The sequence below is a fragment of the Nodularia sp. LEGE 04288 genome, from assembly GCF_963896525.1.
In the GTDB taxonomy this organism is placed as follows: Bacteria; Cyanobacteriota; Cyanobacteriia; order Cyanobacteriales; family Nostocaceae; genus Nodularia.
Map to the genome: position 1 here is coordinate 1 of NZ_CAWQOY010000115.1, position 15,655 is coordinate 15,655.

Annotated in this window: 12 protein-coding genes; 2 read left to right on the plus strand and 10 right to left on the minus strand. The window is 41.2% G+C overall.

The features are described 5' to 3' along the window. Window positions 1-27: 27 nt before the first annotated feature. From proC to der, 6 genes are all read right to left on the minus strand, one after another. On the minus strand, window positions 28-840 hold the full coding sequence (gene proC / locus AACX33_RS13725; RefSeq protein WP_194001330.1) for a pyrroline-5-carboxylate reductase: 813 nt from the start codon (window positions 838-840) through the stop codon (window positions 28-30). 130 nt (window positions 841-970) lie between these two features. After that, window positions 971-1,585, minus strand: a complete 615-nt coding sequence (locus AACX33_RS13730) for a cell division protein SepF (RefSeq protein ID WP_194001328.1) — start codon at window positions 1,583-1,585, stop codon at window positions 971-973. Window positions 1,586-2,009: 424 nt separating this feature from the next. Further along, window positions 2,010-2,678 carry a YggS family pyridoxal phosphate-dependent enzyme gene (locus AACX33_RS13735; protein WP_194001326.1) on the minus strand — a complete coding sequence of 223 codons (669 nt, stop codon included), beginning with the start codon at window positions 2,676-2,678 and terminating at the stop codon, window positions 2,010-2,012. Next, window positions 2,675-2,953: a transcriptional coactivator PipX gene (gene pipX / locus AACX33_RS13740; RefSeq protein WP_194001324.1), complete on the minus strand. Its 279-nt coding sequence runs from the start codon at window positions 2,951-2,953 to the stop codon at window positions 2,675-2,677. The genes AACX33_RS13735 and pipX overlap by 4 nt, the downstream gene beginning before the upstream one ends. Window positions 2,954-3,276: 323 nt before the next feature. Continuing rightward, entirely contained in the window at window positions 3,277-4,203 is a 927-nt protein-coding gene (locus tag AACX33_RS13745) for an energy-coupling factor transporter transmembrane component T family protein (RefSeq protein ID WP_194001398.1), read from the minus strand. Between the two features lie 157 nt (window positions 4,204-4,360). Then, window positions 4,361-5,725 (minus strand): ribosome biogenesis GTPase Der, encoded by a 1,365-nt coding sequence (der, locus tag AACX33_RS13750; protein ID WP_194001322.1) that lies wholly within the window; start codon window positions 5,723-5,725, stop codon window positions 4,361-4,363. A 157-nt stretch (window positions 5,726-5,882) separates the two neighbouring features. On the opposite strand from der, the gene AACX33_RS13755 reads away from it, so the two are divergent. Both AACX33_RS13755 and AACX33_RS13760 read left to right on the plus strand, forming a co-directional pair. Continuing rightward, window positions 5,883-6,746, plus strand: a complete 864-nt coding sequence (locus tag AACX33_RS13755) for a metallophosphoesterase (RefSeq protein ID WP_194001320.1) — start codon at window positions 5,883-5,885, stop codon at window positions 6,744-6,746. Between the two features lie 145 nt (window positions 6,747-6,891). After that, complete coding sequence (locus AACX33_RS13760; RefSeq protein WP_194001318.1) at window positions 6,892-7,617, plus strand: cytochrome b/b6 domain-containing protein; 726 nt, start codon at window positions 6,892-6,894, stop codon at window positions 7,615-7,617. A 292-nt stretch (window positions 7,618-7,909) separates the two neighbouring features. Here AACX33_RS13760 and AACX33_RS13765 read toward each other — a convergent pair whose 3' ends face one another. The 4 genes from AACX33_RS13765 to AACX33_RS13780 all read right to left on the minus strand — a co-directional run bounded on the left by AACX33_RS13765 (window position 7,910) and on the right by AACX33_RS13780 (window position 15,539). Next, entirely contained in the window at window positions 7,910-8,611 is a 702-nt protein-coding gene (locus AACX33_RS13765) for a hypothetical protein (RefSeq protein WP_194001316.1), read from the minus strand. A 39-nt stretch (window positions 8,612-8,650) separates the two neighbouring features. Continuing rightward, window positions 8,651-9,982: a hypothetical protein gene (locus tag AACX33_RS13770; protein WP_194001314.1), complete on the minus strand. Its 1,332-nt coding sequence runs from the start codon at window positions 9,980-9,982 to the stop codon at window positions 8,651-8,653. Between the two features lie 953 nt (window positions 9,983-10,935). Beyond that, a complete protein-coding gene (locus AACX33_RS13775) occupies window positions 10,936-12,045 on the minus strand; it encodes a hypothetical protein (protein ID WP_194001313.1) in 1,110 nt (369 codons plus the stop codon). 89 nt (window positions 12,046-12,134) lie between these two features. Next, window positions 12,135-15,539, minus strand: coding sequence for a virulence factor SrfB (locus AACX33_RS13780; RefSeq protein ID WP_194001311.1), 3,405 nt, complete (start codon window positions 15,537-15,539; stop codon window positions 12,135-12,137). Between the last annotated feature and the right edge of the window lie 116 nt (window positions 15,540-15,655).

Consider the following 15,655-nt stretch of genomic DNA (forward strand, 5'->3'; position numbering starts at 1 on the left):
GCTCCCTGCCCCCTGCTCCCCTGCCTCTCATTTCCCCAACTCTTGCGATCGCACTGTAGCCGCTTTCACTGCTTCAATTAAAGCTGAACGAAATCCTGCCCGTTCGAGTTGAGCAATACCAGCAATTGTCGTACCACCGGGACTGGTCACACGGTCTTTGAGTTCTGCTGGGTGCATTTTGTTGTCTTGCAACAGTTGTGCTGTTCCTAAGACAGTTTGCAGGGCTAGTTGATTGGCGATACCTCTAGGTAACCCGGCGGCGACTCCCCCATCAGCTAGTGATTCTACCATCAAGGCGACGTAAGCAGGGCCACTACCAGATAGTCCTGTGACTGCATCCATCAGCATTTCGGAAACTTCTACCACTTCTCCCACCGCCGAAAACACTTGATGTGCGATTTTGTGATGCTTGGGGCTAGTGTATGCACCTAAACACATGGCGGTAATTCCCGCGCCCACGGTGGCTGGGGTATTGGGCATGGCTCGAATGACTGGTAACTGAGGAAATGCTGATTCTAGTTGGCTTAAGGATACTCCAGCTAAAATAGAAATCACTAGGGGCGATATTTGGATAGTCAGAACGTCTGCTAATTCTTGTGCGATCGCACTGAATACCTGTGGTTTTATTGCTAAAAATACTACTTCACTTGCTTGTGTAAATACCAGACCATTATCTGTAGTTACAGTTACATTATATTTTTGTCGCAAATAACTTTGGCGTGTCGCTAGGGGTTCGCTGACTATCACCTCCGATGGTTGATAAATTTCCCGCGCAATCAGGCGGGATAACAACGCTTCTCCCATGACTCCGCCACCAATTAAGCCAAATTTAATAGTCATTAAGTTATATAGTCAATAGTCAATAAGAGCAGGTTTAACCCATTAATCTATGGTACGATACCATGTTTTATTAAACCCGCTCGTAAAATCATCAAAAATTTTGGTGGCTGAACTTTTGACTAATTTAATGTTACTGGACCATCCGGTTAACGTCGTTGCCCCAGGCTTGATTTTGACTACTTGCGGGACGTGAAGGACGAACGGGTGTTTGTGGTACTTCATGAATAACTCCACCTTGGGTGCTAACTTGCACACAACTAGGCGTAAACAAAAAGATGCTTTCTCCGATGCGCTCTTGATGTCCATCGAGTGCGTAAGTTCCACCAGCGACAAAATCAACGGCTCGTTGTGCTTGATCCGGGTCCATGATGGTCAAGTTTAAAACAACTGACTTCCGCTCTCTGAGTGCTTGAATTGCCTGGGGCATTTCTTCAAATGTACGCGGCTCAAGTACTAACACTTCTGAAATCCCGTTAATTGCTCCTGGCATACTAATCACGTTTCCCATCGTAGACTTTGATCCTGATGCTACATCATCACCCATTGTAGTCATGGGTTCCCGCCAGCGTCGATTTTGAGCCGTGGCTTCTGCTGCTGCTGTTGTTGGTGCTGGTTGGGGATTTTGTTCTTGATACAGGTTTTGGTAGTTACCAGCATCTGTATCGGCTTCTTCTTCGTAGTACTCGTATTCCACTTGCTCATTGAGACCTACAAAGTCTCGGAGTTTACTAAATATGTTGTTCATTGTTATGCTCCTGATAGAATTTACCCTGATTGCTTTGGCTATGAGTTAATGTAGCCAGATTTGATCGCTACAAAAGTCAGACAATTTAGTAATTTTATCGCTGTTTGTAGCTTCTGTTACAACTAGGGTTGATGAATTAAGATTTTGGGGAACGCCTGTAGATTAACTCAGACACAATAATGAGTCAAGATTATAGACCAATGATTGTTTGATATAAAGATGACTGTACCCCGCTTTTTTATTGGCCGTCACCAGGGTCAATCCTAATTAATTAGTATAATACAATACCAGTAATATTATAAATCTCTCTGTATTCCATCCCTAGTATTATTGATACCAGAACCCAAAATTCACTCATCTCCGATTGTGGGCGAAGCCTGCCGTTAGGCATATCCCCCCGCCGATTTTTTTGATTAGTCATACCTTAAGTGCGCTTACCAAATAAGACGGTTCCTAATCTTACCATCGTTGCTCCAGCTTGCACTGCCAGTTGGTAGTCTCCTGACATACCCATTGAAAGTTCCGACATTTTCAGGTGAGACCAGTTTTGTTTCTGGATTTCTGTTGCCAATTTGCCTGTATTATTAAACACATCAATTATTTCAGCATCATTCAATCCTAAAGGCGGAATTGTCATCAAACCCTGAATTTGTAAATTTTTACATTGGTTGAGTTCAGCTAAGTCAACTAATAGTTCTGGGACACTCCAACCCGACTTATTGGGGTCAGGAAGAATTTTCACTTGTAGACAAACTTGAGGACTAACTCCTAGCTCTTGCGCCAATTCATTTAAGCGCTGCGCCAGTTTTAAATTGTCCACTGAGTGAATCCAATCAAATAATTCCAGGGCTTTTTTGGCTTTATTACTTTGCAACCGTCCAATAAAGTGCCAGGTAATATCCGGTAAGTCTTGTAACTCGGCTTGTTTACTGGCAGCTTCTTGGATACGGTTCTCGCCAAAATCCCGAATTCCAGCTTCATAAGCAGCCCGAATGGCCTCAGTCGGAAATGTCTTGCTCACAGCAATCAACCGGACTGAAGCTGGTAGTGAAGCCGAAATGGTGGTGATATGTTCGCGAATGGAACTGGTCATTGGAATGTGCGTTGGAAAACACTCTGAAGTTGCTCGTACTCCTGGGATTGACCACTGCGGCGCAGAGTACGCAAGCGATTTTCTAACAACATTCGTGCTTCAGTACGTCCTATGGACTGAAATTTGATGCCTTTAATGTCGTTGGCAACCAAAAAAAACAAACGTTGGGCATAAAGTGTAGTGAACAGATCCTGCTGATCATCGACCATACAGATCCGATAAAGCAAACCCCAAGTTGGATGATTTATGTAAGTTTCTGAGATTTCTGGATTCATTTAATAGTCAAGGTAGGAGTATATATCTCTTTTCGCAGATCAGTACAAATGTTCAGAAGATAATACACCCCTTTCGCCAGAATATTTGGTTAGATTATGCGAAAATCAGTAATTCTGGCCATTTAATGGCAGTGATCAAAACCTTGATCTTGTTCTGAATGGGCAGATGAAGTTGGCAGTAGCAACATAGAACGGCACAAGAGATCACAAAGGCAATTACTTATGTCTGTTGGCTCTGGCTTCTTTCCATATTGCCATAATTATCGCCCTGTGGAGCAAAATGGGCAAGAGATCACGGCAATGAGAAAAGAGTCGGTAAATGTTTAAGCCAAATTTCCTAGAACTAGTCTAGCACCCCAAAAGAGGGTAAGCATAGCGATCGCTAGCCAGTCTTTGGCTTGGAGGCGTAATTCGTGCCATTTGACTTGATGTTCATTGGGGCTAGTGAAGCCGCGTACCATCATCGCACTAGCCATTTGTTCGGCTCGTAAGAGGAGATTTTCTAAGAGTCTCTCGGCAACTGTCATCCAAACTTTCACTGCTCCTTTTAACCCCAGTTTTTTCCAATTAATTGCCCTGGTCATCACAGAGCGAATTAAATTTTGCACTTCTTCGAGAACTAGGGGGATAAATCGCAAGGACAAAGTTAAGGTGAGCGTAATTTCCGTGACGGGGACTTTGAACCTGCGGAGGGGCTGCATTAAGCTTTCTATCGCCGTGGTGATTTCTTCGGGTGCAGTTGTGAGCAGATACAGGTTGCTGCTGTAAATCACGGTAAATATAATCGTACTGACTCTGGTGGCTAAATCAATTGACCGACGAGTTACTTTAACTGGCCCTTTATGAAATAGGACGTAACTGTAGTTTTGATTTGTGCCTGTTGGTGCTGGAACAGTATCGTTATTACTGGCGTTGGCTGGCTGAGTTAAGATTTGTGCATTATTTGGGAGGCGTGGCTGATAACTTACACCCAAACCATCAGGGCTAATACTGATAGTTATAAAGACAAACAGTGCCAGGGTTAACAGCCAACCCATTTGCTGTTTCCACACTCGTCTGGGTATGCGGGCGATGACAGTAAAAATAATTAATAGTGCAACCAGTAGTATCCGCCACTCGTTATTCGCAAAGGAGTAGCTGGTCAGAAAGCTCATCAACCAAGCTATTTTCACACGCGGGTCGAGTTTGTGTAGCCAAGTTTGCGGTTGTTCTAAGTATAGTCCCAGTGGTAGCGATCGCAATAAATCCATGTCTTTTCTGAGTGCTGAGTAAGGAGCAGAAAGCAACGCGACTATATTCGTCAGCTTTGATTTTAGCGATATGCCAATGCAAAATAGTAACGCACCAATAATATAAGCAAATGGTGCGTTAGCCTACTCACGAAGGAAGCACTCAGGAACGTAGAACTTATTTAACGCGAGTGGCTCTATTCACACTACCAACTTCCATATCTCGAACCTTTTTACTGCGCCAAAGTAAACGCATGGGTGTGCCTTTGAACCCTAATTGTTTGCGGAATTGCCGTTCAATGTAGCGGCGGTAGTTGTCATTAAAGCGTTTAGCTTCGTTGACGAATAGGGCGATGGTTGGTGGTTGGATACCTACTTGAGTCCCATAATAGATTTTGCCCTGACGGCCACCACGGGAAGCTGGGGGTGAATGCCAACTCACAGCGTCTGTAAGAACTTCGTTGATTACAGATGTACTCACACGGCGTTTGTGTGATTCAGCTGCTTCATTGACTAATTCTAAAATCTTGTCTACCCGTTGTCCGGTGGAGGCACTGACAAAAATGGTTTCTGCCCATTCTGTAAAATGTAACCGGGCTTCTATTGTTTTTTCGTAGTCGTAAATGGTGTAGGAATCTTTTTCGATCGCATCCCATTTGTTGACGACAATAATACAAGCTCGACCTTCATCGATAATCCGCCCGGCTAATTTTTGGTCTTGGTCTGTGACTCCATCTAAGGCATCAATGACCATTAAAACCACATCGGCGCGGCGAATCGCTTTGAAAGCACGGTTAATACTAAAGAATTCTGTACCGTAATCTATTTGTTTTTTTCTGCGAATACCTGCGGTGTCAATTAAGCGATAAACTTGCCCATTCCGTTCGGCTATGGTATCAATAGCATCGCGTGTTGTCCCGGAAATCGGGCTAACAATTGACCTTTCTTCACCAAGAAAAGCATTTAATAAACTCGATTTACCGACATTAGGGCGGCCGATAATGGCTACTTTAATCTCGTTAGTTTCTTCTACTTCTGTAACGATGGGGATGTGACTAATTAACTCGTCGAGTAATTCGCCTGTACCACTACCATGAATTGCGGAGATGGGGAAAGGTTCGCCCAAGCCCAATCCCCAAAATTCCGAGGCTTGAACTGCGCCTTGGTCTGGGGATTCACATTTGTTGACCGCCAGTAAGACGGGTACAGGGTGTTGGCGTAACCATGTGGCAATTTCTTGATCTGACCCTGTGAGGCCGGTTTGACCGTCTACAACTAAGATAGCGGCGCTGGCTTGTGAGAGGGCTGTGAGTGCCTGTTGGCGAATCAGGGGCAGGAATTCGGTATCGTCGTTAAAGACTAAACCGCCTGTGTCTACAACTAGAAAATCGCGATCGCTCCAGTAAGATGGCATATAAGTGCGATCGCGTGTCACACCCGGTTCGTCGTGGACAATCGCCGTTTGTTCCCCGGCGAGACGATTAACCAGGGTGGATTTGCCCACATTCGGGCGACCGATAATAGCAACAATTGGCAGTCCCATAAAACCAGGGTGAGTGAGAGAGATAGTATATCACCAATCTCTATTTTAACTACTTTAATTCTTTATTTAATTTCTCGACCCAAACGATAATTCACTGGCAAATTTAAAGCAATAGCATAACGGAAAATCTGGCAGTCACGTCGCAGGAGTTTGTGCCTTGAGAAATCGTAAGTGGCTAAAAAGAGCCAGCCCATCAACCTTTCGATTTTTAAGGTGGTGTCTTCTGTTAGGATTTTGTACTTTATTTTACGCCAAGTCCATTGAACCGAATTGGATTTCTATCAATTCTTTGCAATTAACTTTACCTCATCTCGCATCAGAATTTCATGGTTATCGCATCGTGCAAGTCAGCGATATTCACCGAGATAGATGGATGAATCCTCAGCGTATCCGGCGAATTGTGGATTTAGTCAACCAACAAGAACCAGACCTGGTAGCCATTACAGGTGATTTAATCACCCGTCATTTACCGCAGTTCATCCCCTCTCTTGGGTCTACCTTGGGTCAATTTATGCCTAAAGATTTGACTGTGGCGACACTAGGCAATCACGACCACGAAAATGATGTTCAGGCAATTATACAAGTAATAGAACAAAGCGGTATAGTCCATCTTGGTAATGACGTTTACACCTTAAAGCGGGGTCAAGGGATTTTACACATTGCTGGGGTGGATGATGTGGGTATGGGTAAAGACCGTTTAGATTTGGTCTTGCAGAAATTACCTCCTGGGGGTGCAGCAGTTTTACTCGCCCACGAACCGGATTTTGCTCTGTCTAGTGCTACCACTGGGCGGTTTGATTTGCAGTTATCAGGTCATTCTCACGGTGGACAGGTGCGGTTACCTTTTTTAAAACCACCGATTTTACCGCCTTGGGGTAAAAGGTATTACTTAGGGCTTTATCAAGTCGGAGATATGCAGTTGTACACTAACCGTGGCTTGGGGATGACGGGACTGCATCTGAGATTTTTTGCGCGTCCAGAAATTACGGTGTTTACTTTGGTTGCGCCTGGTTTTGATTGATTTGTTTGCTTAATTAACACTTGCGGTCATTCTTGAGTATTCATATTCAGGAATGGCCAAAGAATCGCACTAATATCAGGATCAGCGAGAGGCTTTTAAGATATTCTAGAGCGATATTAGACCTGTTAATAAAATTCTCAATTTTATGAGTCGTTCAGCCCCCTATCAGCCTTTGTTATTACGAATCCTACATGGTATTAGTGGAATTTTAGTAATTACGGCAATCATTACCGGATTCTTAGTTTACAACACCTTCGACCAAAGATTTGGCAAAATCCCAATTCCCAAAATTGATCCTATCCAGGATATTCACGGTACTGCGGGTTTATTCTTCTTACTTTTATTCCCAGCTTTCGCACTCTATAGCTTTCATGCTGGAGAAAAGCGCCTATTGCAACCAGACTCTATCCCAAAACTTACACAGGTTGGTAAACCAATTTGGTGGGTGAGTCTGCAACGTCTTGCCAATACTTTGATGCTAATCGCCTCCGTTTTGGCGGTGATATCTGGCAGAATGATGAAGGAAGAATGGCTACCTATAGGTGAACTTGATCACTTATGGTACTATTTTCATCTCATCGCTTGGGTGATTATGGTTTGTTGTTTAGCCATTCATCTTTTGATGTCTGCTAAGGTCGGTGGTGCGCCGTTGTTACTATCAATGTTTTCATGGAAATTCCGGACAGGAGATAGTCCCAGAAAATGGTATAGTCGTTTGCGTAGTTGGTTGAGTAATTTTTCCCATAATTTTAATGCTGGAATTAATCAGTTAATAGAGAGTAATTTTTCCCTGAGAATTATTGAGGTTGTTGTGTTGCTTGGAATTATAGCGGCATTTATTTTACCACTGTTTTTTTCTGGTAGTGAATAAGTCAACAATTCCAGCCAAAAATTAGTGATTAAATAGATGTAAAAATAGAATTAGCATAAGAGACAAGGCGCAAAAATACAAGAAATTTCAACCCCAGATGAACACTGATGTAATTTCTGGGATTTGGGATGTTGTCAAAGCAGAAATCAAAACATGATTTTCTACTAGGGCTGTTGCTGCCGAAACGAAAAATTAATTTTACGATGTTTTGTTGTTATTGCGTCATTCATCCTAGTCTCCAGTTTTTTAAAAGACCTGGGATGAATGACAATTCAGCTAGATTTTGCAGTTTTTAATGTTGATTCAGCTCATCTCTGAATTGCTTCAGCAGGTGATTAATTGTCCGAAACTCTGGGTTGTGTGCAAGTGATTGCAGAACTTGTGGACTACTTTCATTCAAAATTTGATTATATGCAGTAACCGCATCATTAAACTTCTGGATATCCACATTTTGCGTTTCTCCTGTCAGTCCAGTTAAACCACTAACCAGAGCTACTGCTGTTGATGTTGAGACTCCTAAATTAACTATGGATGACTGTAGATGATTAGCTGGTTGTAATGCATTCACTCCACCGGGTAAGATATGTCTAATGGTGCCAAGTGGACTATTAGCAGCTACTGGTTGATTGAGTATATGATTCGCAACTCGATTTAAATTATCTTGAACTTTTATGGGTACGTGAATAACTGGTATTAACGTATTACCATCATTAACAATTTCTAAATTAACCCCAGGTGCAGGGACAAAACTATCCCCAGTTGAGGAACCAGAATCGTCACCAGTTCCCGATACATTCAGCTTATCCCCAGTTGAGGAACCAGAATCTGAACCAGTTCCGGGTATGGTTTCTTTATCTCCAATTATAGAACCAGAATCGGGGCCAGTTCCTGGTACGACTTCTTTACCAGCATCTGCTCTATTAGGCACAGCTACTAGATAAGTTAAAGAAGTGAATGATAAAGCAAAGGCGAGAAAGAATGGTTGTTTCTTCATTATAATTATTGTTAATGAAATTGCATCATCACTGAGCAGTTAAAACTGAAAACTGTACCCTGCACTGAGAGATAAACCTAAACCAGTATCAAAGTTACGAGTAACATCTGTGAAAATTCCATTGATAATTAGCGGGACATTTTTGAAAGGTGCAATAGATGTACCTATATTGAGACGATTTCCAGTCCAGCTACTTACCAGGGATAATTGAGGTATGACTCTCAAACCTACACTACCAAAAACATTTACATCATTTTCGTCTGTTTCTCTTGCACCTAGAGAACGAAAACCGCCATTACCAACACCAACAGAAATAGTCAAAGGTAATTGATTATTGGAGTTATTTGGTTGCAGGGGAAATGCTTTGGTAACTACTCCATAAACGGTATCTTTATTGCTAGAAGATTCTCCCCATTTCACAGCATTTGACCAACCCACGGCTACTGCTGTACCATCAGCAAAGTACTTATGTAGTTTTAAACCCATATAGCCGCTAGTACCAACATCAAACTCTCCTCCTTTGAGAAAGTCACCCCCCGCACTGGTAAAGTTGGCATTAATTTCTAATCCCACAAATTTAAATGGATCTCCTAAGCCAAAACCAGCAGAGTAAGAACCATCAACAGAAGCATCAGAATCTTCATCTAAAGGGAAAACTACACCAACGCCAATATAGACTTGACCTGCACTCGCACCATAGCCAGAGGGAGTCCCAGCTGTTGAACCCGGCCAAGCTTTTGGGGCTTGAGGTTTAATTAATGCTTGTTGGCGATTTATGATGGGATCGATGAAGAGTTCTTGGCGTATTTTATCAGGATTGCCAAAGTTATCGTCCACAGGTGCGGAAGAGTCTATTTCTCCGATAGTTTGAGGTTGTTTTGGCTGCAATACATTAGTCTGATCTTCTAATTGCAAATCATGATTAATTTTTTGTTCAGCCAATAAGTCCTGAACTAGAGTATCTTTGGTTTCTAATCCACTTTCCGATTCGAGTAAAAGATTGTCTCCAGAGAAAGAATTGCCGAATGTTTCCGGTTGAACTTGAACAGTAAAACTCTTCCTGATTGATTCAGCCAAAATTTGATTTGTTTTAAATGCTAATAATCTTTCCCGTAGGCTGATATTTGACTGGGCATTGAGGGGCGATGCTTTAGATTTTTGTGGACTTGGTTTGGCATTTAATTGAGTTGGTTGATTTTCTAAAATTATCCGCTTCTCTGCAATATCCCCAGCCAATACAGGCTTGATCAGAAGTGATATCAACAGAATCATAAACGTTGCTAATGCTGTCCGTAAATTCCAACAAACATAGTTGAGGTTAATAAAATTTAAGTTATCACAACTATGGATTTTTTTCTGTATCTTATCCATGCAAATATTCCTATTTTATTTATTAGATGATGTTTGAAAAAGATGAAATTTTTACTGCCGCTATGCACTCTTAAAAAAGTAATGATCTTAAATCTCACGGCATTTTTGACGACAAAATGAAGGAAATGCACTGCATTCCATTTATCTCAGCATTATTTAGAATAGCTATCTCAATGATTAGGCTAGGAGTTAATTTCTAAAAATCCTGGCAAATGTAAAATTGTTCATGGGGAATAAATTTTGTAGCAAGCGTTACGGAAATTGATATATAAGAATCCTAATTTTTTAACACAAATCACTACAGGTTGATTCCTTTAAGAGTTGCTTGTTAATGTTTCATGTCTCTAGAAATAATTCAGGAATAAAATTGAATTATTATATTTGTTTTTTTAAGAAAACTCAGTACAGCTTTATTCCTGCTTGATGCTTAGAAGTTATATGATGTCTGTTTAATTAGTTATGTTTGCTACAATTTATTATCCTACATTGCAAGGGATGAATGGAGAGAAAACATGGGGATTTAATAGTCATTTATTTTGCAGTTAATTTGTATAAGATGGGGGTCTAGGCTTGTACTGAGCTTGTCGAAGTATGCTCAATTCACAAGAGTTTAATCTAATTTAACTATGTAGAATTTAGGATTTTTAGCTGACAGCAATTTTTAGGTAAATGAAACACAATACGGAAGTTAAAACTGCTGTAATAAAACGGAAATAATATTACTTGTTATGGTTTCCTCTATCTAGCAGTAAATCGATCTGAAAAACATCAAATAAACCTAGACACAGAGGAATAAGGGTTTGAGAGAGTTTTTGCGTAATACCAATTATTTATGAGGCTGCATATTATTTCGACCCCACCCCTAACCCCTCCCCGCAAGCGAGGAGGGGAACTGGATTTCTGGTTAAATTCTATTTATGCATCTTTTTATTAAATTGGTATAAGTCCTGTATTTAACGTAATGAGCGAAATATGACGCGTCCTGGAGTTTCTTCTTGATTAATTCGCGCATACACTCGCAGACAAGTTAAAACTTCCCCAGGAACACCGCCACAGTTCAGTTGGAGGTCGTCTTTTGAGAAAGGACAAACATCGGCGTAGAGTCCAGATAATTGCCGAATCCGTACGTCATAACCGAGATTAATGGTTGTTTGAGCGATTTTTTTCAAAATGCGTCGGGATTCTTGTTGCAAGTTACCCCACCAGGAATAACGCTCAACTGGGGGGATAAATACTAGGGAATGTATGGCTTCATCGATGTCTATCCATGCACGCAGACTTAATAATTCATCAGAGTTTGACTCGGCTTGTTGTATGCGGTGCCAGCGATCGCTTAAAGTATTAATATATTGAGTTCGTTGTTCTGGCTGAGACTGTAAAGGCATGATATCGAAGCTAAACACGCTTTTTAAGGCATGATGTAAATCTGGCTCTATTTCTATAAATCTCTGGAATAGGTGAACAAAGCCAGCTAAAGAATATAAGTTTCCATATTCATCAATGGGGTTAATTCCAGTCTTTAATAATGCTTTTTCTGATAAACATAATCCTGGGGCTTTCACCGTACCTTTAAGTCCGGGATAGATAATTTCATCTCGGCTGAAAGGAAGTTGATGCAGATGCACATTATCTGCTGCTGCGCCAATTTCTTGAGCGAAATCTAAAGCCCGTTGTCGCCAAGCTGTGGCTAAATGTTCGGGAACTCGCAGCAGTTTTCGGTGAATTTCTGGCCATAATTCTGCATCGGTTTGGCTTTGTAGTGAGGAATTGCCTAAATATACGCTGAGTTCAGCATCAGCAGTAAAGGCTGACCGCAAATGAATCAGTTTTAATTCTCCTGGGGGCGATATCAGGAGTAAGGGATCTTCTGGAATAGGATCGGGCGGTGGTTGCAATAAGCTGGAGATTTCTTGGAGAATTTCGTCACATATCTCTGTTCCAGGATCGAGAGGGAATTGTGTCCGAGCTTTGTTTAAGCTGGCTTCTAGTCCGTACAGGCTAAATTTTAGTAGTTTGCCTAATTCTGAGTTTTCTATTTCTAATAGCTGACGTAATTGGTGCATGAATATTAATCAGAAAATTTATTTTTTGATCACGCAGAGCCGCAGAGTTTTTGATGATGCTTTTGCGACTTTGCGTGATTTAAAGTTAGTTAATGTATGCCGCAAAAGGGATCGCGTTCTTTGTCAACTTCGTTGGGTTGTAGTTCTAGTTCAGCCCGATAAACACATCCGGCTTGTTTGAGACATTCTTGACTTGTGGATGTCCAATAGGGAACTTCACCAGCGTGCATTCTCAGAATACCTTTGTTGTCGAGAGTGACACAATATTTGCAAGGGTAATCTGTGGTGATATCTGGTTTACTTAATGCACCAATGCGTATCCATTTTTTGCTGTTAGTTGTGGTATCTGTTTGATAAATATAAAAAGTGTGCTGACTTGTGTGGGGAAAGGGAGGCAAAGGATTACTCACTAAACCTTTTTCTGCTTGCAGTTCGCTATTGTGTAAATAGTGAAATTCTCTCAGAAACTTACTATCATCTTTGTCTACTTCAAATACTAAATGATAGGCGTTTGGTTGATCAACTGTTGCCGATTCAATGACATTAACAGCAATATCACCATCATTTAAGTTTTGCTTCGGACCTTCTACGGCAATATTCCACTTCAATTTACCATCAGCGAATAGTGTTGATGTTTCGGAAGCTGCTAATAGTGCTGCACCGACATCAATCCCAGGAAGGTCAATTAAATAATGGGGATTTCCTTGACAAAGTAAGACGTTAAATTGCAGAGTTTGGTCAATTTCAAACTGGACTTTCACTTTTTTGAGAAACTCAGCTTCTTGCATTCCTAGTTTCTTCATCAAGTTTTTGCCGTCAAAGCTACCCCAAAGTCGTAAGTCTCCTTCTTCGTAGTCTTGGCGGTAAATAATATTGGTTAATTGTATCCCTTGCCATTCTGTACGCACTTTGGCGGCTGTTTCTGAAGGATTGATTTGATAAAGTTCTTGTCCGGCTTTGAATATAGGCAAAAGTTCGTTGCTTTGGGTTTTGCGTTTGAAGTTGCAAGGTAGATAATAAAAGAGGTTTTTTACATCTATTTCTAACTGATTTGCACCTTTGCGTAGCAATTCTTTGGATTCTTCTGGGTCAAATCTCAGCCTGCGGAGTTTCTCGGCGTAGCAAGCCCCGGCTGAAGTGGCTAGTTTAGTAAATTCCAAAACAAAGGTAATTCGTTCTGGGTTCCAGACGAAATAAGGAGAGTTACTAAATTCTTGGTAGATGTGGCGCTGTACTAAATCTAGGTTACAAGTTTTGCCCGATAAAATCAACCAATCAACTTTATGTGTGTTCCAAGAATCTATGTTTTGGTCTTGTAAACCTAAGCGACTTTCCATCAGTCCTTTGGCGATGCCAATTCCTTCTTTAATGGTGGAAGAAGCGGCGCGTTCAAATTGTTGGCTGTCTATAATTACGCAGAAGTTATCAGGATTTCTGACTTGGAATTTTATAGCACTTTGAGTCAGTATTTCGGCAATTTGTTGTTCAGAAACAGTAAAGGTTAAAAGAGGATAATCTGCTGGTGGCTTTTGCCCCAGTTTGAGTTTAGCAGCTTCGGCATGATCCCAGAGAGTATAAAATGTTTGTAGCCTTTGGGGTGCTTGTTGCCATCGGGTGGGTAATACTTTATCGGCAGTATCTAGAGCATCTTTATACGCAGCGTCACCGTCGGGATTTTCTTTATCTAAACATTTTAATAGACTACCGCTTTTGAATTTACCTTGTTCAATAAAACGCTCGTTTAACTCGGCGTTAATTAAATCTTCTAGCTTTTCGCTTTCGATATCACCTGTAGTAATGGCTGTTAAGAGAAAATCTGCGATCGCCACTTTCAATAATCTAAATATTCTCAGGGTAATTAATTCACCCCCTAGCTGTAAATGTCCAGAGGAACCTAATAGTTTCGGAGTCAGTTTATAGTAACGTCCACCTAACCCTCTATCTTCATGATCGGCAAAGAAAGGAGTTTTATCTTCCAAAGTCAATTCAATTAAAGCTAAGTCTGTAGTTCCCCCGCCGATATCTAAGACGAGGACATTTTGTGACCATTTGTTTTCGACTTGGCGACAACGAGTTTTAAATGACTCAATCCCAATGTTGAGATTTCCGCCAAATTCTCGCCATAAAAAGAAGATTGCGACTGAGACGGCTTCATCGTAAGCGGTTTGTACGTCATCAATACCCAATTGTTCGACTAATTCCTTGACTTCCTTACGCACTAATGGCGGGGCGACGGTGGGATAGGTGACAACGGCTGTGAGGAAATCTCCCTCAGAAAATCTGCGTCTAGCGCGTTGGCGGTAATCTTCAGTTAATTCGATTAAATGCGCCCAAGCTGCTTGGATGAGTTCGTTAACATTAATTGATTCTAATTGATCATCCACAATTACGGAGAAAGTCCGATCCTGTCCAAAATAGCGCTTGGGTGAGTGATGAAATCTGCTGATAATTTCCTTTAAAGAAACGCTTGTTCCTTGGGCGATGGCTTTTTTTCTGTTATCCCTAGCTTCCCTACCCATCCGCAGTTGTAAATCTGTCAAACTGGCAATTTCCAATTCGCTGGGAATTTCTGTATCGCGGCGATTAATATCTAAGACGACGGGGATTAAATTTTGTGATTCTAAGGTAGGTACACGAAAAACTTCATGGTAGATTTGATAAAGTTTTTTGCTTGCAGCCCGGCGGAATTTGTCGCTGTTACCTAAACATAACTCCACTTGGCGAATCGCTTCTAAAAATCTTTCTTTTTGATCACTTTCAAAAACTTCTCGCAGCCGATGGGGTTCAATTTCCAAGTTTTTGCTAATATCAGCGATAAACTTTTCCCAGTCATGAGGATTGATATCAGGTAAAGCCACCGATGCGGGAGAACTTAACCATTCCGCCATGCGATCGCGCAACCGGATTTCTTGTTCTTTCGGTAAAATTTCAGCAATTGGAACTTCCATCGGATCAAAGAGTGTCACTGTAGAATTGGATGTACCAAAATCTAAAGCAAACCATCCCGGAAATCTTTTTTGTGGTTTATTGCTGATTCTTTTTTCAATATATTTACTGATTTCTATAGGACTGCTAATAGCATCAGTGTCAATAATTTCTTCATCAAAAATTATTGGAGACCAGAGATAGCATGAAGACCCACTCTGTCGAGGTTCAGATAAAATGGGATCTCCTAAAACATCAGAATCAAAATACTCAACCATCACTTCCAAAGTGCAGTTAATTGGTTCAATTAAAGGGCGTTCCAACTTACAGGGGTATTGCTCTAATTGCCCAATTTGCGAAATTTTTGGAGTTACCGAATCAAAAGGTTTATATGCCTTCTTAATTTGTAATGCCAATTCCTCTGGAGTCCCAGTGACAATACAATTAATTCTAGCAATATGAGGTACATTATCCCCAGCTGCCACCAGTTGGATAGTCGGTAACTCTAAGTATTCATTTTCCCTAGCACGCACTTGAAAATTGGGTGGAAGCCGAATTTCAACAGCCATTTTTTCTCCTTATATTATCTAACCTGCAAATCAACTACTTAATTATCTGTAGTAAAACTCCCCTCTTCCTTCTCCCTTCTTCCTTCGTGTCCTTTGTGTCCTTTGTGGTTCGTTTC